This window comes from Streptomyces sp. NPDC033174 (genome assembly GCF_055577795.1).
Genome location: NZ_JBVIPQ010000009.1, coordinates 128,620 through 150,470, shown reverse-complemented (window position 1 = coordinate 150,470; position 21,851 = coordinate 128,620). Strand labels below are relative to the sequence as shown.

The window sequence follows — 21,851 nt, the reverse complement described above, 5'->3', positions numbered from 1 at the left end:
CGAAGGTGGAACCGGCGCCCCCTCCGGCATCAACTGGGCATACTATGCGCCAATATTTGTGGCTGTCGCGCTGCTCCGGCAGCCACTCTCGATGCTCTGCCGTGAGGGGCTCATGCGTAGATTCAGAGGGCTTGGTGCTGCCCTAGTATTTTCTGTCGTCGGCGCGGGTGCCGGCTTGGCGCTGACGCCGCAGGCGTCGGCTGTCACACCGCCGGTGGCGTTCACCGCGGACGCGCTGCCGACGTGGCAGCCCAACGGCATCGTGTGGTCGATGGCCGAAGCGGGCGGAACCGTGTTCGCGGGCGGTACGTTCTCCGCCGTCCGCCCGCCCGAGGGCGCGGCGGGCACCCAGCAGCAGGCGGTGAACTTCGTCGCGCTGGACGCCGCGACGGGTGCTCCGAAGCCCTGCAAGCTGTCCTTCACCATTGGGACGGGCAGCGCGACGGTGCGGGCGCTGGTCGTCTCGAAGGACAAGAAGACATTGTACGCCGGCGGCTACTTCCGTGCGGTGAACGGCACTCCGGTCTCGAGCCTGGCCGCCATCGACATCGCTTCCTGCACTCCCAAGGCTACTTTCCGTCCCGCCCTCCCGGCCACCGTGCGCGCGCTCGCCGTCACCCACAGCACCTTGTACGTGGCGGGCGACTTCTCCACTGTCAACGGTCAGGCACGTCGGCGATTCGCCGCCGTCGACGCCGGCACCGGCTCGTTGAAGCCGTTCAGCGCGAACGCGGACGAGCCGGGCCGCGCGATCGAGGTCACCCCGGACGGCAAGAACGTGCTCCTCGGCGGTGACTTCTTCACGGTCAACGGCAGCAACAGTCACGCACTGGCCATCGTGAACGCCACTACCGGTGCGCTCACCAAGGCGTATCCGAACGGGTACATCCCGTCGAACTCGGTGGTCAAGGACATCGCGACCGACGCCACCGGCTTCTACACGGGCCACGAGGGCACCGGCGGAGGTGCGTTCGACGGCCGCATCGGCCTCAACCTGAGCGACTTCAGGGAGAAATGGCGCGACCGCTGCCTGGGCGCCACCCAAGCCGTCCTGCCCTACCAGAGCGTGCTCTACATCTCCTCTCACGCACACGACTGCTCCCTCCAGGGCGAGTTCCCCAACGGCAAGCGGCACTTCCTGCTGGCCCAGCTCACCCAGCACAGCGGTACGGCCCCCGCGCCCATAGGCGGCTACGTCCGCGCCCCACGCAAGCTCGGCTGGCACCCCACCGCGAACGACGGCATCGGGGAGGGCATCGGACCGCGTGTCATGTCCGTCGCGGTGAAGAACAACGTCGCGTACATGTGGGTCGGTGGTGAGTTCACTCGTATCAACGGCAAGCCGCAGCAGGGCCTGACCCGCTTCGCCTCCACCGGCGATGTCGGCGCCCCGACCGTGCCGGTCGTCACGGCAACATCCGTCAAGCGCGGCGAGGCCCAGGTCCGCTGGCGCACCAGCTACGACCCCGACGACAGCAAGCTCACCTACAAGATCTATCGCAACGGTGCCGCCACGCCGGTCGCCACCGTCTTCGCCAACTCCCTCGAGTGGGAGCGCCCGCAGGCGTCCTGGAACGACACCACGGTCAAGGCGGGCCAGTCCTACACCTACCGGGTGACCGCGAGCGACGGGGCGGGCAACACCAGTGCGCTGTCCGCGACCGTGCGGGTGACCGTGGCGACGTCGCCGTAGGCCCACCCCTGCCGGCCGTGCGGACGGCGCCACTCAGCACTGGCACCACGACGACGCCGTGAGCCCGTGCGTCGCCGGCTCCTCCACCAGTGGCGACACGGCCGGACGGGACAACTGCAGTGCCCGGCCTCACCCGTGAGACCGAGCACTGCAGTTGCCACCTGAGCAACTGAGCACCTGGGCACCTGCGCACCTGACCCGGCACTCGGTGTCAGAGCCGACGCCTCGGCCCTACTGCCGCCCGCCGGTCAGCTGATCCACTCCGTACGGTCGGTCAGCGGCCCGGCTGTCCATGCGCCGAGGCAGCGCTCACGCCGGACCCGCGCGAAGCCGAGCGACCGGGCAGATGCGGATCGTCGCTCTTCGGCATCCTCCAACCCGACGCCGAAACCGGCCGGCCACCGTGCGTCTAGCGGCCGGCGGCCACCCGTCGGCCCTCGTGCTGCGGGCCGACGGCACGGTCGACTTCCTCCCCACCCCCGGCGGGCTGCTCGTCGGCATCCTGCCCACCGCACCGCTCGGCACCGCCGAGACCACCCTCGCACCCGGCGAGATGATCCTGCTCTACACCGACGGCCTGACCGAGGCCCGTACCAGCTCCGGCCGAAACGACCTGTACGGCGAGGAGGCCGCGCTCCTTCGCCGCGGACCACGCCCCCGCCGCACCCCAGAAGCTGACACGGCACTGACCGGGCTGCTGCAGAGCTTCGGCGACGGCCTGGACGACGACCGCGTCCTCGCTCTGGTCGGCCCGGACCAGGTCTTCACCATTCACCCCCGCCCGGAGACCTGACGGGCACGAGGGCGGCGTCCCGGAGGGCCATGAGGCCGGGCTTCCACCTGTGAGACCGCTCGCCGCCGGACGCACGGTCGAGTCGCCCAGCGCGTCCGGCCGAGTGAGGGCACGGCGCCAAAGGTGACCAACCAGTTCACCGGGATCCGTCCGGGCGGTCAGGAAGTCATGGACGACCGGAGCAGCCTCGCCCGCGCAGTGCCCCTACGACCAGGGCCGGAACCTCTGGGCCCGCAGACACGTCGACCTGCGCGCCCATCTCTTTCGGATTCCTGTCACACATTGGCGGCCCGGTTGGTCAGTGGTGTGTAGTCGCCAAGCAGGCCGATGTGAAGGAGTGCAGCCATGACGAACACCTCGATTTCCCGGATGCCGAACCCGGCCGAGTTCGTGCCGGAGCTGAACGACATCAGCGCGGCTCTGTTCAGGGCCACGGGCAACCGCTCGGTGCCGCGCACCACGATGAGCCTGGTCCACCTGCGGGCCGGGCAGATCGTCGGCAACACCTACCTGACGATCCTGAACACCGGCTTCCTGCGCAAGGCCGGGGAGACCGAGGAGCGCATCACCGCCGTGTCGTCGTGGCAGGACGCCCCGTACTTCACCGACGCCGAGCGTGCCGCCCTCGCCTTGGTGGAGGCCACGCTGCAGCCCGCGCCGCACGGCAAGGAGCGGGTTTCCGACGAGCTGTACGCCGAGGTGGCGAAGCACTACGACGAGAAGGCGCGGGCCACCCTCACCATCGCGATCGGCCAGATCAACTTCTTCATCGCCCTGGCCGTCATCGGCAAGCCGCAGCCGGTCACCTCCCTCGCGAGCCAGCAGTGGGACTGACCTGATCCGTCCGTTCACCGGGCCCCACGGCCCCGTCCTCTCTCGGGGACGGGGCCCTCTCAGCCGTCTGTGCTCATATACGCCCAGCATGAGGGGACGAGGACGGGGCGAACACGGGGTCGGGGTCGGCCCGGAGTCAGGAGATGAGCGAACGGCCCGTGGGCGTCAGCCGGAGCCGCCGGGGTTCTGCTGACTGTGCTCGCTGGATGCCGGGCAGGACTTCGTCGCGTATCAGAGGATCGGCCCGGACTTCGGCGAGGTGCCGCCGGTCGAAGTCGTCGCACCGGCCGAACTCCGCCGGGCCATGGCCGCCACCGTAGCGGCGCTCGGCCGAGCCTACGAACTCCACTGACACCGGCACACCGCAGTCGGGGGACCTCGGCGGTAACGGCGGCACTTCTTGCCGGGTGGGACTGAGCGCGAGCTGTGCCGGGCCCCTGATGGAACCGGGGTATGACGTACAGGTTCACGGTCCGCACGGTGGCTGCCGAGGTCGACGTCGATGGGGCAGGTGTGGCGGAGTACGAGGACGAGGAGGGCTCTCCACCTGTTCATCACCCGGCCGGCGTGTGGCGGGCCGCCTTCGACCTGGACGCCGATCCTGATGGCCTTTCACGGACATCCCCGTGGGGCCACGGGGTAGGCGGACCGTACACAGTACGAAGGAGGAGCCCCATGTCCGGTTTGATGACGCGTATCAAGCAGTTCACCCGCAGCCCGCAGGGACAGCGCACGATCGAGTCGGCCCGCCGCGCCGCCGCCGACCCGCGCAAGCGCGCCCAGGCCCGCAGGCTGCTCGGCCGGCTTCGCGGGCGCCGATGACACGCGTACGGAACAGCACCGGGCGCCCGGCCCGCTGACGGGCCGGGCGCCTCTCGTGGCGCATGCCAGCCGACGCGGCCGCCATGCGCCCTGCCGGAAGCGGTCAGGAGGCGTTGCTGCCCGCCGTTGCGGGGCTGCCGGCCAGGATCGTCGCCTCCACCTCCTCGTAGCGCTGACGCTGGTCGGCCGCGTCCTGGTCGTACAGGACGGTGGCGAGCCAGCCGGCCAGGAAGCCGAGCGGGATGGAGACGATGCCGCTCGTCGTGAACGGGAACCAGTTGAAGTCCTCGTCGGGGAAGATGGACTGGGGTGACCCGGACACCAGGTTGCTGCCGGTCGTCAGGACGAGCGCGGCGACGGTGCCCACGATGAGGGTGGCGAGCAGTCCCGTGCGGGTGTAGCGGCGCCAGAAGAGGCTGTAGACGAGCGCCGGGGCGATGGCGGAGGCGCCGACGCAGAAGGACAGGGTCAGCAGCGCCTGGAGGTTCAGGTGCCGGGCGCCGGCCGCGACGGCGATCGCCACCAGCCCGACGCCCGCCGTCGAGGCCCGGGCGACGGCCATCTCGGTGGAGTGCTTCAGCGCGGTCCTGCGCAGCCCGTGCGCGATGAGGTCGTGCGCCAGCGTGTTGGCGCAGGCGAGGGTGACCCCGGCGACAGAGGCGAGCAGGGTCAGGAAGACCGCCGTGGCCACCGCCGTGAACAGAAGCGTCTCGAGCACGTTCGGATCCGGTCCCATGACGGCCTGGCTCACCATCAGGAAGGACGTCTTGCCCTGCGGATCTCCGGCGACGAGCGCCTTGGGGCCGACGATCGCGGCCGCGCCGAAGCCGATGACCGCGAGCATCACGCAGGTGACGACGACGGTCGAAACGGCCCAGGAGAGCGAGCGCCGCACGGCGGTCGTACTGCGGGAGCTGAACATGCGCATCGTGATGTGCGGCAGCACCGCCGCGCCCAGCACGATGGTCAGCTGCGTGGCGATCATGTCGATGTCGTCGCCCGCGAACTGCAGCCCGGAGGCGAGATAGGCGTCCCCGGCCCCGCTTCCGGCCTTGGCCGCGTTCAGCAGGAGCGGCAGGCTGAAGTCGAAGCGGTTGAGGATCAGCACCGCGATGGCGGTCGCCGTGGCGAGCAGAACGACGGTCTTGACGATCTGGATGAACGCCGTGCCCTTCATTCCGCCGATGGCCGCGTACGCGATCATCAGCAGACCGAGGAACACGATCGCCCCGGTCTTGAAACCGTCGGCGTCGAAACCGAGCACGACGGCGAGCAGATCACCCGCGCCGGCGAGCTGGAAGATCACCAGGGGAAGCAGCGCGGACAGCGTGACCATGGCCGCGGTGATCCGCACGAGCGGCCCCGGGGCGCGACGTGTGAAGACGTCGCCCATCGTGAACCGACCGGCGTTGCGCAGCGGTTCTGCGAGCAGGAACATCATCAGGACCAGCGAGAGCACGGTGCTCAGGGTGAGCGTCACGCCGTCGAAGCCGAGCAGCGCGATGATGCCGATGGTGCCGAGCACAGTGCCGGCCGAGATGTAGTCGCCGGCGATGGCGAGGCCACTCTGTACGGGCGACAGCGAGCGGTAACCGGTGTAGAACTCGCCCAGGTCGCCGTGGTCGGGGCCGGTCATCACGCACACCAGCAGGGTGACCGTGATGACGGCGATGAACGCCACCAGCGACATGGTCTGGGCGTCGGAGCCGAACTCGGTCATGACCGGGCCCCTTCCCTGGGGCCGGCGGGCCACTGCCACTGGTCCTGGCCAACGGGGTACCCCGGACCGTCCGTCCGCGAGCCGCCGCGGGCACCCCAGCCGCGCGTCTCCTCCGCCCGCTGCGGAGTGCGCTCCCGAATGACCGCCGTGAGCGGGTCGATGCGATGGCGCGCGATGCGCTCGTACAGGGCGATCGCCGCGAGCGCGACCGGCAGCTGACAGAGGCCGAGCATCAGGCCCGTGTTGAGACCGCCCGTGATCTCGCTCGTCATCAGCCCGGGTGCGAAAGCCGCGAGGAGGAGGAAGAGGATGAAATACCCCAGCGCGGTGAGCGTCGCCACGCGACGCAGCCTGCGGTAGCCGGACCGGAGCGCTTCGAGGTCGCCGTGAGGGCGGTGCGGCTCGTGGTGGTCCTGGTGCTGGCGCTGGTCCTGGTGCTGAGGCGGCGCGGGCGCGTCCCAGAAGTACGCGTCCGCGTCACCGGGGCGGCGCGAGGGGGGTGGATCCGGGAAGGGGCGGTGGTACGACATCGACTTGCTCCTTGCCGCCGCGGGGGGCGGGCGGGCGGATGGTGTGCCGGTTGGTGCGCGAAGGTTACTCATCGGTAGCGCGATGGCGTAAGAGGGGTTCCACCGACTGGACGGACGGGTTCGGTGGAGATTCCGAGCAGGTGGGAGCGCGTCTGTGGCCGCCGCCCTGCCCGGACGCTCGCGCTCGCTGCGGCTAGCGTGTCGGCCAGAGGGGCCCACGACACGAGGAGGCGTCGATGAAGGCTGCGGTGCGCACGTGGGAGGCGGTGCGGAAGTTCGCTCTCGGGCTGCCGGGCGCCGTGGAGGAGTTCCCCTGGGGTCCCGAGGACTGTGTGGTGAAGGTCAACAAGAAGATCTTCGTCTTTCTCGGCAACGCGGACGGGCCCCAGGCCCCCGGTATCGCCGTCAAGCTGAAGGACCAGGCGCTGCACGAACATGCGATGACCGCCCCGGGTGCCGAGCCCACCGGGTACGGACTCGGCAGAGCCGGCTGGGTCTCCGTACCGCTCGGGGAGAAGGGAGCCCCGAAGACGGAGTTGCTGTGCGAGTGGGTCGAGGAGAGCTACCGGACCGTCGCCCTCAAGCGCCAGGTCAAGGAACTCGACGCACGGATCGCGGCGAACGGCTAGGACCGGTCCGGTCGATCATGTTCGTAGCCGGATAGTGAGGGATGCGGCGGTTGCGGTGCTCGGCCCGTGGAAGCCGGCGGCGGATCGGAACGGGCACCCGCCGCATGCTGATGCGCCCGCACAATGGTGGAGTCGATGGAGACATCCCAATCGATCTCACCCACCGCGTCCGCCGTGGCCTGGACCTGCTGGAGCAGAAGCTCCCACGATCCATCAGCTGGCCACAGCCGGTGCCGTTCGTAGACATCGGGCAGGTCACGCCACTGAACCCCGGTCCGTACCCGGTGCAGAATCCCGTCGATGACCTGACGGTGATCCCGCCACCGACCGCAACGCCTGTTGCTGTCCTAGCCGAGCCGCGCGCCACCGGAGACCTCCGCCGGCCGAGCGGCCGGCCAGGGCCACGCCGGGCGGGCCGAGCTGCTTGCCCCGTTCGAGGGCTTACTCGGTGAGCGCCGCCCGGGGCACCGGTCGCTTCCCCATGACGCTGCCCAGCCAGCCGAGCAGGAAGGCGGCCGGTATCGAGACGAGGACGACCGTCTGGAGCGGGAACCAGTCCACGTGCCAGTCCGGGAACAGGGCCAAAGGGTTTCCGGAGAAGACCGGGCCCGAAAGCTGCAGGCCGACCGCGCAGCACAGACCTCCGTACAAGGTCCACAGGAGCCCGGTTCGGGTGTAGCCCTTCCAGAAGAGCGAGTACACCAGTGCGGGAAGCAGGCAGGAGGCCGCCACCGCGAGGGAGAGAGCCGTCAGGAACAGGACGTTCCATCCCTGGACCCAGACCGCCAGTGCGATGCTCAACAGGCCCACGCCGGCGGACGCCAGGCGCGCGGCGGCCACTTCCCGGCCCTCGGTCGTGCGCCCGCGGCGCAGTACGTGGGTGTACAGGTCGTGGGCGACGGCTCCCGCGGCGGCCAGGGTGACGCTCGCCACGACGGCCAGCGTGGTGAGGAACGCCGCGGAGGCGACGAGGACGACGAGAAGAGCCCCGTTCGTGTGGGTGGACGAACCGCCCGCCAGCTCGCCCGTGAGCATCAACAGGGCGCTGTTGCCTCCGGGATCCGCGGCCATGATGGCCGGAGCGCCGACCAGTGCGGCCGCCGCGAAGCCCATGAGAGCCGTGGTGAAGCAGAAGGCGCCGACGACGGTGAGGGTGTGGCGCACCGTGCGGCGCGCGGTGGCGGCGTCGGGAGCCGTGCCGAGGAGCATGACGACGTGCGGCAGACACGCCGCTCCGAGCACGATGGTGATCATCAGCCCGATGAAGTCGAGCGTGCCTTCGGGTTGGGCGCTGCCGGCGAACCGGAGGCCGGGGCGCAGATAGTCGGCGGGCCGGCCACTGCCACGCGCGGCGGCGTCGAGCAGCGCGTCGGTGCTCCAGTGAAAGCGGTGCAACAGCACGGCGGTCACGGCCAGGGCCGCGCAGAGCAGCACCACCGTCTTGATCACCTGGATCACGATCGTGCCGCGCATGCCGCCGAACACCGTGGCACACAGGACCAGTGCGCCGATCATGACGATCGCCGTCTGTTCGACGCCGGGACCGGAGAGTCCCAGCAGCGCCGCGATGGTCACGCCCGCACCGGAGAGCTGGACGACCAGATAGGGAACGCATGTGCACAGGGTCACGACTGCCACCGCGATCCTCACCACGCGCCCCGGAGTCCGCAGGGCGAACGTGTCGCCCAGGGTGTAGCCGGTGCGCTCGCGCAGGGGAAGGGCGAGCAGCAGGAGCACGCCGAGGGAGAGCACGGTGCACAGGGCGATGAACAGGCCGTCGTAGCCGAAGACGGCGACGCTGCCCGTGGTGCCGAGAACCGTGGCCGTGGACAGGTAGACCCCGGACAGTACGAGGGCTCCCCGCAGGGGTCGCAGCGTGCGCCCCGCCGCGTAGAAGTCGTCGACCCGGTCCCTCGCGGGGCCGCTCAGGACACAGATGAACAGGATGGGGACGACGAACGTCACGAAACACCCGATGATCAGGGCGCGTGTGTCGGTGTCGAGGGCGCCCGGTGCGGCGAGTGAAATCTCCGGTCTCATCAGTACTCCCCGTGCTCCCCGTGCTCCCGCGCGACGTACGCACTGCGGTCGTATCGCGCCGCCGTCCACACCAGCAGGAAGCCCTGGAGCAGGAGGGTCGGCAGGCCGAGCGTGGTCCCACCCAGGAGGGGGGTGGCCATGAGGTCGGTGGCGGAGCAGGCGAGCAGCAGGTGGACGGCGAAGGCCGAGCCGTTGATCAGGGCGAAGGACATGCCGGGGCGGCGGTGGGGCGCGGGGGGACGCCGGGGGTGAGGGTGCGGCCGAGCGGCGTGCGGGTGGGCCATAGCGGTCTCCTGGCGGGCATGGGTGCGGGGCGGATCGCCTCTGAACGAGGCTCACCAGAGCACCTCGACCCGGGCCCGTCCATGGGGTGCGCAGACGCCGTTGTCCACTCCCAACCTGGGAGGGGTGCGGCTGTGCTGATGCACACTCAGTCGGCCGGGAGGGAGCGTTCGCCGGTGGTGCCGAGTGCCGCGGCCGGCCCGAGCAGGCGGTGGGCGTCGAGCGCGAGGGTCAGGTGCACCAGGTCGCGGGGATGGGTCAGCGTGAGGCCGGTCAACTGCTCGAAGCGGCGCAGGCGATTGAGCACGGTGTTGCGATGACAGAGCATGTGCCGGGCGGTCCGGACGGCGGAGCCACCGTTTTCGATCCAGACTCCGAGGGTGTCGAACAGCGTGGTGCGGTCGGCGGGATCCAGGTCGTACAGCGGCCGGAGCACCCGGTGTGCCAGCTCGGCCGACACGTCGGGCCGGGAGATCAGGAGCCCGTCGGGCAGGCGGGCGTCGAGCCGGGCGACCTCACCGTCTCCCCGGCAGGTACGAAGGGCGAGGCCGGCCATGTCATGCGCGCGGGCCAGGCTCCCGAGACCCTGGACGACCGGGCTGATCCCGACACGGATCCCGGGCCCGGCGGCCAGCCCGGAGACGAACGCGTCGAGAGGGCGGTCGCCGAGGTGGGCGACCAGTACGTCCCGCCGGCCGCGGGCATGCCGCAGGATCCGGAGGCCGTGCAGGGTCGGGACCGTTTCGGGCACCCGGCCGTACGGCGGTGTCGCCGCCACCACCGCCACCGCGAAACGTCCGTCCAGCGGCAGCTCGAGGATCCCGGCCGCGTTCCGGGTGAACTCGGGGTCCTTGCCGGTCTCGAGCAACGCGGCGAGGACCAGCCGGACGCGTTCGGCGTGCCGGCCGGCCACGCCGTCGACAACCCGCCGGTAGGCGTCGGCGACCAGGACGGCGTCGCGGTCGTTGCTCTTCCACACCAGCTCGGCCACATGCACCAGCCGGTGCATGTCACCCAGTCCGTCGCGCTCCACCACGTCGATGATCCCGCTCCAGACCCGGGACCCGGCGACGCGGAAGGCGTGCAGCACTTCATCGAGCGGGCGGCCCTGTTCCGCGCGCCGCTTGCCCAGCTCCCGGGTGTACCGCTCGACGTCCACGATCCTGCCCGGATCCACACAGGCCTCCAGCGCGTGGCGGACGCCGGCGCCCACGGTCTGCCGTACGTCGGGCGGCGCGAGCACCGGGTCGGCGTAGTACGGCACCTCGGCGCGGATCGCGTCCACGACCGTGTCCGTGAATTCCGTGCCGTACGCGAGGAGACGGCGGCAGGCGCGGTCGAAGAGCTGCGGGGGAGCGGGGTCCGGAGCACCGACGGCCGCGCCGCGGTCCAGGCGGCGGCCGCTGCGGGGGACGGAAGGGTGGTGCATGGAGCCTCCAGGCGGACGGGGCGTGCGCGAACACCACGCGCGTCGCCCAGCCGTTGACCGCGCGGAGTGCGGTGACGTTCCACCACCGGGTCGGTCGCCGGGCTGCAATGCCGGCAACCTTCCCGGGGACGGCCATGCTAAGCGGTCGCTTACGCTTGGGCGGGGCCTCGACCGAATCGTGATCTCGGCGGCCGGCGGGGCCCGTAAGACGGCGAAGACGACGATCAAGGTAAGCGGCCGGCAGATCAGCGTCGCGCGGCGTGCCGAAGCCGGCCAGGGCCACGCGCGCGCTCGCCACCCACTGCTTGGAGACCAGCGAACCGAAGACGTTGTGCGGCCTCGTCGCTGCCCGTGCTGCCGAGATCGACCGGCCATCGCCATCGCCCTCGTCAGCACACGGTGGAGGCGGTGCCGACCGCGACTGCGGTGGTGCGAACTGCCCTGGATCGCGTACCTGTTGCCCTCTTCGTACCCTGTTGGCAGACTCGCTCCGATCGCTTTCGATCGTCAGTTCTTCACGGGGGGGTACACACAGTGAAATTCCGCATGCCCGCACGCGCCGCCGCCCGCGCGGCCGCCGTGCTCGCCGTCGCAGCTCTCACGCTTCCGATGGCCACCGTGGGCACGGCCCGGGCAGCCGAGATGCCGCAGGGCGAGTTCAGCTGGTCCGGGGACCAGGGCGACGGCTGGGACGACCAGGCCCGCTGGTACGGGCCGGGCCAGGGCGACAAGATCGACGTCACCGCCTCCGCCGACCACCGCACCCTCCGGGTCACCATCACCCGCCCCGGCGATTCCTGGACAATGGACCTGGCCGCACCCGCCGGGCAGGTCCTGGCGGTCGGCACGTACCAGAACGCGGTGAAGACCCCGGAAACGCCGGACACCGTCCTGGATCAGCCGAGCATGTTCGTCAACGGCTACTACGGCGGGTGCGCCACTCTCACCGGCGCATTCACCATCAGCGAGCTCGTCTTCGGCGAGGGATCCGCCGTCAAGAACATCAACCTCTCCTACGAGCAGGACTGCGACGACCGCGGCGTGCTCAGGGGCTACCTGACGGCCAACGACGTCACCCCGCCGAAGCCGGTCGCCCTGGGCATCACGATCAGCAGCAGCGGCAAGCTGTCCAAGGCCGGCAAGGCGACAGTGAAGGGCACGGTCACCTGCACCAAGCCGGTGAAGGTCGCGATCGGCGGCTCGGCGAGCCAGGAGCAGCCGAAGTTCGTCCAGGGCTTCATCCGGGCCGAGGTGGACTGCGTGCCGGGCAAGACCTTCGCCTGGCAGGCGCCGGTCCAGGTGCACACCCCTGAGACGGACACCCCGTTCATCAAGTCCGAGCGGCTCAAGGTCCTCGGCTGGGCCTCGACCACGGACCCCGACCTCGGCCGGTACGTCTCCGTCAGCGCCGACAAGTGGGTCAAGCTGAGCTAGCGGATGGCGTGTCGGGCGGCCCGGAACAGCGGCGGAGCGTCTCCGTCGGCTCGATCCGGGCCGCCGCCGAGTGCCGGCTCGGCAGGACGGAGTGCTGAGCCAGTGGCTATCGAGTCGGCGATCACGACGGCAGGACGGCCGCCCGGGACACGATGAGTACGGGAACCGGCCTGCCTGAGTACGCCCGCGCAGGCGAAACCGCATGCGGAACCGCTTGACTGTGCTCATGCACGAAACAACCTCAGCCCTGATTGCCGACAGCGCCGCCGGGACGGCCGACAGCCGCGAGGTTCCGGTGTGGACCACGGTCTTGACGGTGCTCCTGATGCCCGTGGCCTTCTTCTTCGGCGCGTTGGCCCCCATGGCCACGGATGCCCGCCCCCACACCGTGGCCGTCGTCATGGCCTGCTGGTGGGCGTGCTGGACGGTCACCCCGCTGCTCGTGGTGGCTTCCCGGCTCACTCCCCGCCGCCCCTTCCTCAACAAGGCGTGCCGCTGGGCAGGACGTGCCGCGCCGGTCCCGCCGACGGCTGTGGTCCTGCTGGTGCTTACGCTGTAGATGGCGGACGCGGCGTCGTTCGGGCGGGGGAGTCCGTCGGGCGACGCAGGGGATCTACAGGCCCGTTGGTGGTGAGTGCGGTGGAGAGGCCGTTTCTGATGTCCGTCGAGGACGTCTTTCGCCTGCAGCAGGGAAGGGTGACGATGCTGACGGGGCGCATCGAGCGCGGCCGGGTGCGCACCGGCGACGCGGTGGAGATCGTGGGCCCGGGCGGCGGTGCGACTGCCATTGTCGAGGGCATTGAGGAATGTCGCGCACGTATCGACGAGGCAAGCGCGGACATGCACGTGGGGGTGCTGCTGCGCGAGGTCGCCTCGGACGCGCTCCAGCGGGGGCAGGTGCTCGCAACGCCGGGGTCGATCAGTCCTCATGCACGTTTCACTGCCGACATCACGCTGTTGTCGGAGGAGCAGGGCAGCTCGGATGTGTTCTCCGGCGATCGCCTTCGGTTCCACATCCGCGCCGCCGCAGTGTGGGGCACAGTCACACTTCTCCATGGTGCCGGCGTGGTGCGGCCACTCCACGGGGCCGAGGTCACGGTCACAGTGGAAGAGCCCGTCGCTCTGGAGGACGGCCAACGATTCGCGTTCCGTCACCACGGTCGTGCTGCCGGCGTAGGTGTCGTGACTCAACTCCCGCGCTGGGCTCACGAGCGGATCCCGCGCGGCGGCCTCGAGGTGTCACCGATCCGGTGTCGGCGCGTACCGATTGACGTTCTCTCCTGTGGTCGTGGTTCTTGGACTACAGCGTGAGTACCGGCCGGGTCGAGAAGCCGTCACAGAGGTTCTCTCCGTCCGGGCCGTAGACGAACTCGACCATGGAGGGGTTCCGGTTGGCCGTGGCCAGGGGCAGCCACGCCAGCAAGTGGCCGTAGCCGCCGCACACCGACTCGCCGCCGTCTCCGCCGTGGATCGCGTCGTTGTCGCTGGTCAACTCCGTACGGTAGGTGTCGTAGGCGATGCGCAGGCCAAAGGGGTTCAGCTGGTTCTGCGGGCCGGTGCGGTCCCCGTAGGGGATGCGATCGAGGGGGCAGTCGTTGCCCCACCGGAACAGGGTGTTCGCGCCGGCTCCACAGGCGTGCTCCCATTCGTCGGAGCTCGGCATCCGCAGGCCGCGGGCCTCTAGTGCGGCCGGCGTCTCAGCAGGCAGTTCGGTGAGGTTCTCGTCCTCCGTGGCCATGAGCACAGTCGGCAGGACGACGCTCCGGCGGGGGCTGAGCACCTCTGCCAGGTGGGCCCGCAGGTCAGAGCCGCAGACGAAGCCTTGTTCCAGGCTCTCGGCGTAGTCGGCGGTCTGCTCGGGCGTCGGCTGCCAGGTGTCGAGGTCGAGACCCAGGGACACGGGGCCTCCGGGTATCAGAGCGAATTGCTGACCTTCCCGCTCGACCCGGACGCGGTGCAGCGGGGCGCCGAGGTGCTCGATGGTTTCGACGTCGGTGACGCGGCCATTCACCAGGGCGGCGATTTCCTGGGCGATGCGACGTGCGGTCGTCGAGTCGAACGACCGCCACTGTTCAAGGGTGAGATCAGCAAAGGACATGGGCCGCAGTGTTGCACGCAGGTCTGACACGCCTGGGCCCCATCTGGGGACGGCACGACCGCGATCCGGGCTGCTTCGGCCCGCGCCCGTCGTCCGGGCGATGCGTGCCACGGCCTGTCGCGGTGGGCGGCGAAGATCCGACACCAACTGGGCTGCACAGGACCACAATTGAGGAACAGCAACCGATGTCACACCCCGGCGTCCCGCGTTCCTCCCCGATCTCGAGCGGTCGCGCGCCGTGCTGGTCGCCTGCGACAACGGTGTTGACCCCGTACCCCACTTGGGTAGCCCACGGCGCGGGCGCGCAGCCGGCAGAGATGCTGGTTTCCCCCGACATCGGTAGGGCGTTCCACCCCGAGACCGTCACGGTGGTGACCTCGTGGCAGCATCCCGCCGAGGTGGTCGACGCCGTCCGCCGCGCCGCTGAGGAGGCGTCGGAGGTTCTGCTGTTCCACTACGTCGGCTCCGGTCCGCGCCACAGGGAGTTCGCCCTCACCCACGCCGCTGCGGGACCGGAGGGCCTCGCCCCGCTGCGAACGGTTGCCGACGTCGTGCGGGAGAGCCCGGCGGCCCGCCCGGTCGTCCTCCTGGACTGCAAGGATTTCGAGACGGCTGCGAGCTGGTTCACCCGCAGCCCGGGACCCAGTGAGGCCGGCACGTCGCGCACGCTGTCCCTGATGGGCAAGTCACCGTATGTGTACTTCAGGTCTGGTGACGACATGCTCCCAGCAGGAGACGAGTTCACCGGCACCCTCGCCGAGGCGCTGCGCCGCGGCATCGCGGACGGCCCGGAGGTCCTGGGTCTGTCAGCCCTGCGCAACGCGGTCGAGGGCCGGTGGGCCCAGTTCCGGTACTGGGTCGAAAACGAGCACATCGGCGCACCGGACACACTGAGTCTCATCGGCGGCCATGGTGTGGCGCTGGGCAGGAACATCGCCTTCGGATCTGACGCCGACCGCAGCCAGATCCCTTTCTCCTCGATGCGGGAGTCGTCGACCTCGAAGAGCGCTGGTGGGTCTAGCCATCCGCACGACAAACTGGTGGATCCGGTGTAGCCGTTACGAAGGAGGCTCGTCCACATGCACCTTCAGGAGACCGCCGACAGCCCCGAACCGGACCTCACCCGGCCGACGCAGGTGCCGCCCTACGCAACCAGGGTGACGAGGAGGGATCGGCGCGACATTGCCAACCGATACGGCGTCGTCAGCACGCTGCTGGGGTCGGGCATCGACGCTGACCGGATCCAGGTGTTCCACGACCAGGAGGACGACGGCGTCTACTGGGTCGTCACCCTGCATGGCGGGCGCGCGGCCGTACTGACCGATGACACAGAGGAACATGTGGTTCACATGGAGGGGCCGTGGCCGTTCAAGGCCGTGTTCCTCAGCCCGGGCGGTGTCCGAACGACGATCGATTACTCCATCGAGGACCTCAAAGCCCAGGTCGTCAGATGGCACACCGAGACTGTGGGGCTCCCAGACGACTTCCGCTGAAACGTGGAGGGGCGCTCGCAACCGGCTGCGGAAGCGGGCGTCCAACGGCACCTGGGAGAAGGCCTTCACCGCCCTGCTCGCCCAGGCCGATCGGGCGGTGCCCAGAACGACTCCGGACGTCGTCCTGGCCGACAAGGCGTACTCGTCCCGCGCGATCCGTTCTCCGCTGCGTCGTCGGGGGGTCCGGGTGGTGTTCCGGGCGCGCCGATCAGACCACCACCATCCACCTCGCCGGACTTCACCTCGCCGCCCTCTTCCTCTGGTCAGAGAGGTGGTCCGAAGGAATTGCCCTAGTGCTCTGACCGGGAAGGTTCGCCGGGCGGTAGCTTCGCCTCGATAGTCTGCACGGCGTGATCAACTCATACGCGGGTTCCGATGATGCTGCAGTCGCGATAGCCGGGGCGAGGGCTGGCGCGGACGTGGTCCGCAGAATGTACGGCCAGCGGCTCAGCCGCATCGACAAGGGTGCCGGGGACTTTGCCACCGCCGCCGATGTGGAGGCCGAGAAGACGATCCTTGGCGTCATCCGTACCGCACGGCCCGATGACGCGGTGCTCGGCGAGGAAGCCGGGCAGCAGGGCGCCGTCGACGCTGTGCGCCAGTGGTTGGTGGATCCTCTGTGTGGCACGCTGAACTACGCCGTTGGCAACATGCTGGTGGCCGTCAATGTGGCCCTGCGCGATGGGGCGGCGGCGGTGGCCGATCCGTTCAGCGGCGAGGTTTTCTTCACCGACGGGGAGACCGCCTGGGTGCGGCATGACGGGGCCGACGACGCACTACTGACGCCTTCGCCTGCTACCCGATTGGTGGACGTCAACCTGGATCCGCCGTTCCCGAGTGCGCCCGGATTCCGGGCCGTGGATCTGCTGGCCCGCCCTGAATTCGTCGAACGTTTCCGGCCTCGGGTCGTGTCCACGACCCTGGCGCTGGCCTGGGTCGCTGCCGGCAAGCGCGCCGCGTATGTCACCGATGGCGGCGACCTCTCCAGGAGCGTGCACTTCGCGGCCGGCATTGCTTTGTGCCGGGCTGCTGGCTGCGTTGTCACCGGGATCGACGGTGCCCCGATCGGTGAGGCAGGTCGTGGGCTTGTGGTCGCCGCCGACGACGAGACCCACGGGCTGCTGATGTCGATGATGCGTAGCCGAAGCTAGTGCTGTGACGTGTCGGCGCCGTTGTGGGCGGACAGGTTGTCCAGGATGACGTAGATCGGGGCGCCGTCGGGGCGGGCGGCTCGGATCGACTTCAGCGCGGCCAGGGTGCTCGCGGCACTCCTCTTGCGGCGGTTGACGCCCCAGAGGGTGTCGTCGCCGATCGAGTAGCAGCCGTGGAAGTAGCGAACCTCGTGGGTACGGTGGTAGGTCGCGGGATACCGCTCGGGCCGGCCTTGCTCGGCCCAGCACGATCCGGCGGTGGGCCGGATGCCGAGCGGCCCGAACTCGTCGAACGCGAAGACACGGTCCGGGAAACGCTCCAGCACCTCGTCGACGCGGTCCAGCTTGGCGTCGCGCCCCGGGTCGGGCGATTCCTTCCACGTCTTGGTCCGCTGGAAGGTGACGCCGCGGCGGGCGAGCAGGCACCGTAACGCCTCGCGGCCGATCCGGATGACGCGGCCGTGTACTTTCCGCAGGTAGGCGGCGAGTTTGCGGATGGACCAGCGGGTGAAGGGCTGGCCGAGCTTGGTCGGGCGAGTGGTGGCCGTCTGCACGGCGAAGTCCTCGTCGTCAGGGCTGAGCAGGCGGGGACGGCCTCCCGCCGACCGACGGTGCCAGACAGGCCACGCCGATTTCGTTGAACGGGTGGATCACATCGCGGACGGTGCCCTCATCGGCCTGCACCAGCCGCGCGATCACAGGCACCCGATTGCAATCCACACCGAACCCGGAGGGCCCTCACCCAATCAAGATCCCCCAGCCGAGACCTGCATCACCCGTCCACAACCTCCCGAGACAGAACACCTAGCGCCGGGCCTGCTCGACTGCGGCGATCTCGGACGCCGTCGCCGTGGCCCGCCGGCCCGCCTGGACCTGCTGGAGTCGCTTGATCGTGGCAGCCAGCACGTCATGGGCGTCCGTGGGATCCCCGCCGGCGTCCTCGACGCGGACTCGGGCGATGACAGTGCCGGACCGGCTATAGCCGTAGACCGAGCCGCTCGATCCGCTGTGCGCGAGGAAGACCGATTCCTCTCCGACTCGCGCGGGCACTTCGACCGGAGCCGTTTCGTCCCTGTCCAACCACCGGTCGTACGCCGTCTTCGCGTGCCCGGCGTTGTCGAACTGGCAGACGTCCAGGTCGATCCCTCGCGAAACGGTCGATCCCTGGTAGTCGTAATCGCCGCTGCCCGCCCGCTGCCAACCGGCCGGCGCGGGGGCGTCCCCGGGAGCGCAGTCGTCGGGCTCACCCGGCATGCTCTTGTGCAGGCTGCCGGGGTAGTAGCCGGGGACCACGTCCTGGGCGTCGGGGATTGCCTGGGTGAGCTCGCCCCGGTCGAGCTGTCTGGTCAGCGGTACGTCGGTGTCGTCCCTGAAAGGCTGCACCTTGCCGGGTTTGCTCGCGGGCGGCGCCCCGGCGGCTGCCGGCGGCGCCCCTTCCGGCGCCTTGTCCGCCGAACAGGCGGAGAGCGTGAGACAGGCCAAAAGGGCTGTGGCGATGGCAAGGTGACTACGTATCATGTGATCAACATTAGCCCGGCCCGCGGTCGCCCGGACGGTCGGAGTCAGGCCGTCGTTTTCGTATCTCGCCAGGCGGCACGGGCCCGGCAAGATCTGAAAGAGACGCCCGAGGCGGCCACGAAAACGTGATTCGATCACCCACTCGGCGGTGCCTTGCGATGTCCGAACTGAAGGCTTAGGGCAACCCAAGTCAGCCCGAAGTGCCTTCACCGAGTGCGCGAGCGCGTCCAGCACCCGCCGGTCCTCGGACGTTTCGGTGAGCTCCCGCTTCGCGGCCTTCGGGTGCGCCCCGTTCCGTGCGGATCCGTACGGTCAGCGACCGCCGTCCGGGCCGAGGGCCGCGGCGGCCGCGAAGAGGCGGGCGCAGCGCTGTGTCATGGACTCCGGGGTCTGTTCGGGGTGCTTGACCCACCAGCGGACGAGGGTGGCGACCAGGTCCCGCCATACGTACATGAGCGCGTCCGCGTCCAGCGGGTCGGTGGACCCGGCGCCCCGTAGCAGTTCGGCGGTGCCGGCGGCGGCCAGCCGGTCGATGGCCGACCAGTACTCAGCGGCCCGGCGTGCGGCCTCCCCGCCCGGCGGCAGGGTGGTGTCGTAGAGCACGAACCACGCCTCCCGCTGCCCCTCCAGCGCGTTGAAGATCCCGCGGAGCACGCGCAGCGGCGTTTGCGGGGTGGTCCCGTCCGGGCCCATCGCCGTACGGATGGCTTCCAGGAGTCGGTCTCCCACCGGGACCAGGCACGCGATGTAGAGGTCCTCCTTGGTGCCGAAGTACTGGTGCAGCAGCGTCTTGGTGACGCCCACGCGCGCGGCGATCGCGGGAAGCGACGCGGCCGCGTAGCCGCGGGTCCCGAACTCTCCTGTGGCGGCCTCCAGCATCTGCCGCGCGCGGAGCTTCCGCGGGACTCCCTTGGTGCCGGGTTTCGAGGAGGGGGTTGCCATGGATCGATATTACCAGTACGTAATTTACCGCATGGTAAATTCAAGACCGCGACCTCTGGAGCACCTCCATGGACGGCACCACCGCTCGGCCGACCACCCGCGCACGCTCCTGGTGGGGCTGGGGCTGGACGGACGCGCACCCCGACGACGCCGAATGCGTCGCGATGGGGGCACTGATCCCCGGCACCCTCGCCCGCCCACTGTCCGTGCCCCGCGTCCGCGACCTGGGTGTCGGGGCCCCCGGCGTCGAGCCACCGGCGAGCCTGTCCCACCTGGTCACCGCAGACCCGGCTGACCGCGCCGCCCACGCCATGGGCAAGGCCTACCGTGACGTGGTACGCGCCCTGCGCGGGCAGCCGGGCCGCATCCCCGACCTCGTTGCCCGCCCGGTGGACCAGCAGGGCGTGGCCGATCTTCTGGACTGGGCCGGCGACCGTCGGATCGCCGTCGTCCCGTACGGCGGAGGCTCCTCGGTCAGCGGGGGAGTGGAGTACCGGGGCGACGCGCACCCGGCGGTGCTGTCCCTCGACCTGACCGCCATGGGACGCGTCCTGGAGGTCGACACGGAGGGGCGCGCCGCGCGCATCCAGGCCGGAACCCTCGGGCCGAGTCTGGAGAACCAGCTGCGCCCGTACGGCCTCACCCTGCGGCACTTCCCGCAGAGCTTCGAGTTCTCCACCCTCGGCGGCTGGCTCGCCACCCGCGCCGGCGGCCACTACGCCACCGGGCGCACGCACATCGACGACTTCGTCCAATCGATGCGCGTGGTCACCCCGTCCGGTACGAGCACCTCCTGGCGGCTGCCCGCTTCCGGGGCGGGCCCCTCGCCAGACCGGCTCTTCCTGGGTTCCGAAGGGGCGCTCGGCATCATCACCGAGGCGTGGATGCGCCTGCAGGAACGTCCCCGGCACAAGGCCTCCGCGGCGGTCGTCTTCACCGACTTCCACGCCGCGCTCCGTGCGGTACGCGCCCTCGCGCAGTCCGACCTCTCGCCCGCCAACTGCCGTCTGCTCGACGCGGGCGAGGCGGCGCTGTCGGGCGCCGCACAGGACGGTTGCTCCGTCCTCGTCCTGGGCTTTGAGTCGGCGCACGAACCGGTCACCGACCGGCTCGCGCGCGCCGTCGAGCTGGCCCGCTCCCACGGCGGCCGGTACGGCGGGACCGCCGGCCCGAGCAAGGACCCGAGCCAGGCCCCGGGCGAGGTGCCGACCGGTGACGGGGCCGTGAGCGCCTGGCGTTCGGCCTTCCTGCGAATGCCCTACCTCCGTGACGGACTGGTCAGGATGGGCGCCGTAGCGGAAACCTTCGAGACGGCGGCCACCTGGGACCGCATCCCCGGCCTGATCGACGCGGTGCGCACCGAGGTCGGTGCGGCGGCGCTCGAAGCCACTGGACACCCCGCTACCGTCAATTGCCGTCTGACGCACGTCTATCCGGACGGCGCCGCCCCCTACTTCACCGTCCTCGCCGCCGGACGGGCCGGCGACGAAGTCGCCCTGTGGGACGACCTCAAGGCCGTCGCCGGCGAGGTCCTGCACCGGCACCGGGCCACCATCACCCACCACCATGCCGTCGGACGGGACCACCGGCCGGGCTACGACCGCCAGCGGCCCGAGCCCTTCGCGCTGGCCTTGCGGGCCGCGAAGGACGCACTCGACCCGGGTGGCATCCTCAATCCCGGTGTGCTCGTGGACTGACGGGCCCTCGCGTGATCCCGGCCCACAACGCGAGCCTGGCCTGCGGCGCGGCGCCGTCGTCTACGGGGTCCGTGTGGGGGTGAACTCCGTGAGGATCAGCAGGGCGTCGACGAGGTCTGCTGCCGGGGCACCGGTGGCCAGGCGGCGCAGCTGCTGCCCGAAGACGAGGGCGACGGCCGCGCCCGCCAGGCGTTCGGGGTCCGGCACGCCGAGGTGGGTCAGGATCCGGGTGGCCAGCAGGTCGTAGGCGGCGAAGCACTCGGCCGCGGCGGCACGCAGCCGTTCGTCGCGGCCGGCCTGGACGTACAGCTCGAAGGGCGCGATGTGGCGGCTGTCGAAGGCGTTGCCGCCCGCGACCTGCGCCACCACCTCGGCCGCCTGCCCGATGTCGAAGCGTTCGTCGGAGCACGCGTCGGCGAGCGCCGTGAAGTGCCGGGTCTCCTCGGCCACGAACTGCAGCAGGCTCTCGCGCAACAGCTCGTGCTGGGTGGCGAAGTGATAGGTGACGGAACCGAGGGAGACCCCGGCCTCCTTGGCGATCCGCCGGTTGGTGACGGCGGCGATGCCGTCCTGCCCGATGATCCGCAGTACGGCGTCGATGATGCTCTGGCGGGTGTCGGAGGCATGGGGCATGTCGACATTCTGCCTCACCGGCCCCCGCGGCCACCTGTGCGGGGCTGAGGAGTTGGGGATGCCCGAGGTGTGGACAGGGGGCGGAGCGATCCATACTGTTCGTTCGAACGAAC

Annotated in this window: 22 protein-coding genes and 3 pseudogenes; 13 read left to right on the top strand and 12 right to left on the bottom strand. The window is 70.2% G+C overall.

The genetic code is table 11. The features are described 5' to 3' along the window. Nucleotides 1–175: 175 nt before the first annotated feature. From ACZ5VC_RS26835 to ACZ5VC_RS26825, 3 genes are all read left to right on the top strand, one after another. Nucleotides 176–1,693, top strand: a complete 1,518-nt coding sequence (locus ACZ5VC_RS26835) for a hypothetical protein (protein WP_469122561.1) — start codon at nt 176–178, stop codon at nt 1,691–1,693. A 403-nt stretch (nt 1,694–2,096) separates the two neighbouring features. Further along, nucleotides 2,097–2,486, top strand: a complete 390-nt coding sequence (locus tag ACZ5VC_RS26830; RefSeq protein ID WP_469122560.1) for a PP2C family protein-serine/threonine phosphatase — start codon at nt 2,097–2,099, stop codon at nt 2,484–2,486. A 345-nt stretch (nt 2,487–2,831) separates the two neighbouring features. Beyond that, on the top strand, nt 2,832–3,320 hold the full coding sequence (locus tag ACZ5VC_RS26825) for a carboxymuconolactone decarboxylase family protein (protein WP_469122559.1): 489 nt from the start codon (nt 2,832–2,834) through the stop codon (nt 3,318–3,320). A 136-nt stretch (nt 3,321–3,456) separates the two neighbouring features. Here the strand turns inward: ACZ5VC_RS26825 and ACZ5VC_RS26820 are convergent, their stop codons facing one another. Beyond that, the gene (locus ACZ5VC_RS26820; protein ID WP_469122558.1) at nt 3,457–3,675 is read right to left on the bottom strand and encodes a hypothetical protein; all 219 of its coding nucleotides are present in this window, start codon (nt 3,673–3,675) and stop codon (nt 3,457–3,459) included. 320 nt (nt 3,676–3,995) lie between these two features. Between ACZ5VC_RS26820 and ACZ5VC_RS26815 the strand changes: the two genes are divergently transcribed. Continuing rightward, nucleotides 3,996–4,142, top strand: a complete 147-nt coding sequence (locus ACZ5VC_RS26815; protein ID WP_469122557.1) for a hypothetical protein — start codon at nt 3,996–3,998, stop codon at nt 4,140–4,142. A gap of 103 nt (nt 4,143–4,245) precedes the next feature. Here ACZ5VC_RS26815 and ACZ5VC_RS26810 read toward each other — a convergent pair whose 3' ends face one another. Then, nucleotides 4,246–5,862 carry a sodium/solute symporter gene (locus ACZ5VC_RS26810; RefSeq protein WP_469122556.1) on the bottom strand — a complete coding sequence of 539 codons (1,617 nt, stop codon included), beginning with the start codon at nt 5,860–5,862 and terminating at the stop codon, nt 4,246–4,248. Continuing rightward, nucleotides 5,859–6,392, bottom strand: coding sequence for a DUF485 domain-containing protein (locus ACZ5VC_RS26805; protein WP_469122555.1), 534 nt, complete (start codon nt 6,390–6,392; stop codon nt 5,859–5,861). The genes ACZ5VC_RS26810 and ACZ5VC_RS26805 overlap by 4 nt, the downstream gene beginning before the upstream one ends. Nucleotides 6,393–6,628: 236 nt before the next feature. On the opposite strand from ACZ5VC_RS26805, the gene ACZ5VC_RS26800 reads away from it, so the two are divergent. Continuing rightward, entirely contained in the window at nt 6,629–7,021 is a 393-nt protein-coding gene (locus tag ACZ5VC_RS26800) for an MmcQ/YjbR family DNA-binding protein (RefSeq protein ID WP_469122554.1), read from the top strand. 82 nt (nt 7,022–7,103) lie between these two features. On the opposite strand, the pseudogene ACZ5VC_RS26795 reads toward ACZ5VC_RS26800, so the two are convergent. The 4 genes and pseudogenes from ACZ5VC_RS26795 to ACZ5VC_RS26780 form a co-directional block, all read right to left on the bottom strand. Next, nucleotides 7,104–7,344 (bottom strand): annotated as a pseudogene (locus ACZ5VC_RS26795) (transposase); the annotation flags it as partial. A 118-nt stretch (nt 7,345–7,462) separates the two neighbouring features. Beyond that, nucleotides 7,463–9,061, bottom strand: coding sequence for a sodium/solute symporter (locus ACZ5VC_RS26790; RefSeq protein ID WP_469122553.1), 1,599 nt, complete (start codon nt 9,059–9,061; stop codon nt 7,463–7,465). Continuing rightward, nucleotides 9,061–9,345 carry a hypothetical protein gene (locus ACZ5VC_RS26785; RefSeq protein ID WP_469122552.1) on the bottom strand — a complete coding sequence of 95 codons (285 nt, stop codon included), beginning with the start codon at nt 9,343–9,345 and terminating at the stop codon, nt 9,061–9,063. Before ACZ5VC_RS26785 ends, ACZ5VC_RS26790 begins: the two co-directional genes overlap by 1 nt. 146 nt (nt 9,346–9,491) lie before the next feature. Next, entirely contained in the window at nt 9,492–10,772 is a 1,281-nt protein-coding gene (locus ACZ5VC_RS26780) for a PucR family transcriptional regulator (RefSeq protein WP_469122551.1), read from the bottom strand. A gap of 546 nt (nt 10,773–11,318) precedes the next feature. On the opposite strand from ACZ5VC_RS26780, the gene ACZ5VC_RS26775 reads away from it, so the two are divergent. The 3 genes from ACZ5VC_RS26775 (at nt 11,319) to ACZ5VC_RS26765 (ending at nt 13,517) form a co-directional block, all read left to right on the top strand. Beyond that, nucleotides 11,319–12,206: a hypothetical protein gene (locus tag ACZ5VC_RS26775; RefSeq protein ID WP_469122550.1), complete on the top strand. Its 888-nt coding sequence runs from the start codon at nt 11,319–11,321 to the stop codon at nt 12,204–12,206. 226 nt (nt 12,207–12,432) lie between these two features. After that, nucleotides 12,433–12,765, top strand: coding sequence for a hypothetical protein (locus ACZ5VC_RS26770; RefSeq protein ID WP_469122549.1), 333 nt, complete (start codon nt 12,433–12,435; stop codon nt 12,763–12,765). Nucleotides 12,766–12,863: 98 nt separating this feature from the next. Further along, nucleotides 12,864–13,517, top strand: coding sequence for an EF-Tu C-terminal domain-related protein (locus ACZ5VC_RS26765; RefSeq protein ID WP_469122548.1), 654 nt, complete (start codon nt 12,864–12,866; stop codon nt 13,515–13,517). On the opposite strand, the gene ACZ5VC_RS26760 is transcribed toward ACZ5VC_RS26765, so the two are convergent. After that, complete coding sequence (locus ACZ5VC_RS26760) at nt 13,507–14,304, bottom strand: hypothetical protein (RefSeq protein WP_469122547.1); 798 nt, start codon at nt 14,302–14,304, stop codon at nt 13,507–13,509. The genes ACZ5VC_RS26765 and ACZ5VC_RS26760 overlap by 11 nt on opposite strands. A 317-nt stretch (nt 14,305–14,621) precedes the next feature. On the opposite strand from ACZ5VC_RS26760, the gene ACZ5VC_RS26755 reads away from it, so the two are divergent. From ACZ5VC_RS26755 to ACZ5VC_RS26740, 4 genes and pseudogenes are all read left to right on the top strand, one after another. After that, entirely contained in the window at nt 14,622–15,359 is a 738-nt protein-coding gene (locus ACZ5VC_RS26755; RefSeq protein ID WP_469122546.1) for a hypothetical protein, read from the top strand. A 24-nt stretch (nt 15,360–15,383) separates the two neighbouring features. Then, entirely contained in the window at nt 15,384–15,797 is a 414-nt protein-coding gene (locus tag ACZ5VC_RS26750) for a hypothetical protein (protein WP_469122545.1), read from the top strand. Between the two features lie 100 nt (nt 15,798–15,897). After that, a pseudogene (locus tag ACZ5VC_RS26745) lies at nt 15,898–15,985 on the top strand (IS5 family transposase); the annotation flags it as partial. Between the two features lie 162 nt (nt 15,986–16,147). Further along, the gene (locus tag ACZ5VC_RS26740; protein WP_469122544.1) at nt 16,148–16,948 is read left to right on the top strand and encodes an inositol monophosphatase family protein; all 801 of its coding nucleotides are present in this window, start codon (nt 16,148–16,150) and stop codon (nt 16,946–16,948) included. Between the two features lie 11 nt (nt 16,949–16,959). Here the strand turns inward: ACZ5VC_RS26740 and ACZ5VC_RS26735 are convergent. The 3 genes and pseudogenes from ACZ5VC_RS26735 to ACZ5VC_RS26725 all read right to left on the bottom strand — a co-directional run. Further along, nucleotides 16,960–17,659, bottom strand: a pseudogene (locus tag ACZ5VC_RS26735) (IS630 family transposase); the annotation flags it as partial. 93 nt (nt 17,660–17,752) lie between these two features. Further along, nucleotides 17,753–18,466 (bottom strand): hypothetical protein, encoded by a 714-nt coding sequence (locus ACZ5VC_RS26730; protein WP_469122543.1) that lies wholly within the window; start codon nt 18,464–18,466, stop codon nt 17,753–17,755. Nucleotides 18,467–18,778: 312 nt separating this feature from the next. Beyond that, nucleotides 18,779–19,408, bottom strand: coding sequence for a TetR/AcrR family transcriptional regulator (locus tag ACZ5VC_RS26725; protein WP_469122542.1), 630 nt, complete (start codon nt 19,406–19,408; stop codon nt 18,779–18,781). A 68-nt stretch (nt 19,409–19,476) separates the two neighbouring features. On the opposite strand from ACZ5VC_RS26725, the gene ACZ5VC_RS26720 reads away from it, so the two are divergent. After that, entirely contained in the window at nt 19,477–21,105 is a 1,629-nt protein-coding gene (locus ACZ5VC_RS26720) for an FAD-binding oxidoreductase (RefSeq protein ID WP_469122541.1), read from the top strand. A 60-nt stretch (nt 21,106–21,165) separates the two neighbouring features. On the opposite strand, the gene ACZ5VC_RS26715 is transcribed toward ACZ5VC_RS26720, so the two are convergent. Next, the gene (locus ACZ5VC_RS26715) at nt 21,166–21,738 is read right to left on the bottom strand and encodes a TetR/AcrR family transcriptional regulator (protein ID WP_469122540.1); all 573 of its coding nucleotides are present in this window, start codon (nt 21,736–21,738) and stop codon (nt 21,166–21,168) included. Nucleotides 21,739–21,851 lie beyond the last annotated feature (113 nt).

Bases quoted from the DNA above. Each gene is read 5' to 3' on its own strand.
- ACZ5VC_RS26800 (WP_469122554.1), top strand. From the start codon at position 6,629: ATGAAGGCTGCGGTGCGCACGTGGGAGGCGGTGCGGAAGTTCGCTCTC.
- ACZ5VC_RS26815 (WP_469122557.1), top strand. From the start codon at position 3,996: ATGTCCGGTTTGATGACGCGTATCAAGCAGTTCACCCGCAGCCCGCAG.
- ACZ5VC_RS26805 (WP_469122555.1), bottom strand. From the start codon at position 6,392: ATGTCGTACCACCGCCCCTTCCCGGATCCACCCCCCTCGCGCCGCCCC.
- ACZ5VC_RS26715 (WP_469122540.1), bottom strand. From the start codon at position 21,738: ATGCCCCATGCCTCCGACACCCGCCAGAGCATCATCGACGCCGTACTG.
- ACZ5VC_RS26755 (WP_469122546.1), top strand. From the start codon at position 14,622: ATGCTGGTTTCCCCCGACATCGGTAGGGCGTTCCACCCCGAGACCGTC.
- ACZ5VC_RS26720 (WP_469122541.1), top strand. From the start codon at position 19,477: ATGGACGGCACCACCGCTCGGCCGACCACCCGCGCACGCTCCTGGTGG.
- ACZ5VC_RS26725 (WP_469122542.1), bottom strand. From the start codon at position 19,408: ATGGCAACCCCCTCCTCGAAACCCGGCACCAAGGGAGTCCCGCGGAAG.
- ACZ5VC_RS26765 (WP_469122548.1), top strand. From the start codon at position 12,864: ATGTCCGTCGAGGACGTCTTTCGCCTGCAGCAGGGAAGGGTGACGATG.
- ACZ5VC_RS26810 (WP_469122556.1), bottom strand. From the start codon at position 5,862: ATGACCGAGTTCGGCTCCGACGCCCAGACCATGTCGCTGGTGGCGTTC.
- ACZ5VC_RS26785 (WP_469122552.1), bottom strand. From the start codon at position 9,345: ATGGCCCACCCGCACGCCGCTCGGCCGCACCCTCACCCCCGGCGTCCC.
- ACZ5VC_RS26775 (WP_469122550.1), top strand. From the start codon at position 11,319: ATGCCCGCACGCGCCGCCGCCCGCGCGGCCGCCGTGCTCGCCGTCGCA.
- ACZ5VC_RS26770 (WP_469122549.1), top strand. From the start codon at position 12,433: ATGCACGAAACAACCTCAGCCCTGATTGCCGACAGCGCCGCCGGGACG.
- ACZ5VC_RS26790 (WP_469122553.1), bottom strand. From the start codon at position 9,061: ATGAGACCGGAGATTTCACTCGCCGCACCGGGCGCCCTCGACACCGAC.
- ACZ5VC_RS26730 (WP_469122543.1), bottom strand. From the start codon at position 18,466: ATGATACGTAGTCACCTTGCCATCGCCACAGCCCTTTTGGCCTGTCTC.
- ACZ5VC_RS26825 (WP_469122559.1), top strand. From the start codon at position 2,832: ATGACGAACACCTCGATTTCCCGGATGCCGAACCCGGCCGAGTTCGTG.
- ACZ5VC_RS26750 (WP_469122545.1), top strand. From the start codon at position 15,384: ATGCACCTTCAGGAGACCGCCGACAGCCCCGAACCGGACCTCACCCGG.
- ACZ5VC_RS26760 (WP_469122547.1), bottom strand. From the start codon at position 14,304: ATGTCCTTTGCTGATCTCACCCTTGAACAGTGGCGGTCGTTCGACTCG.
- ACZ5VC_RS26780 (WP_469122551.1), bottom strand. From the start codon at position 10,772: ATGCACCACCCTTCCGTCCCCCGCAGCGGCCGCCGCCTGGACCGCGGC.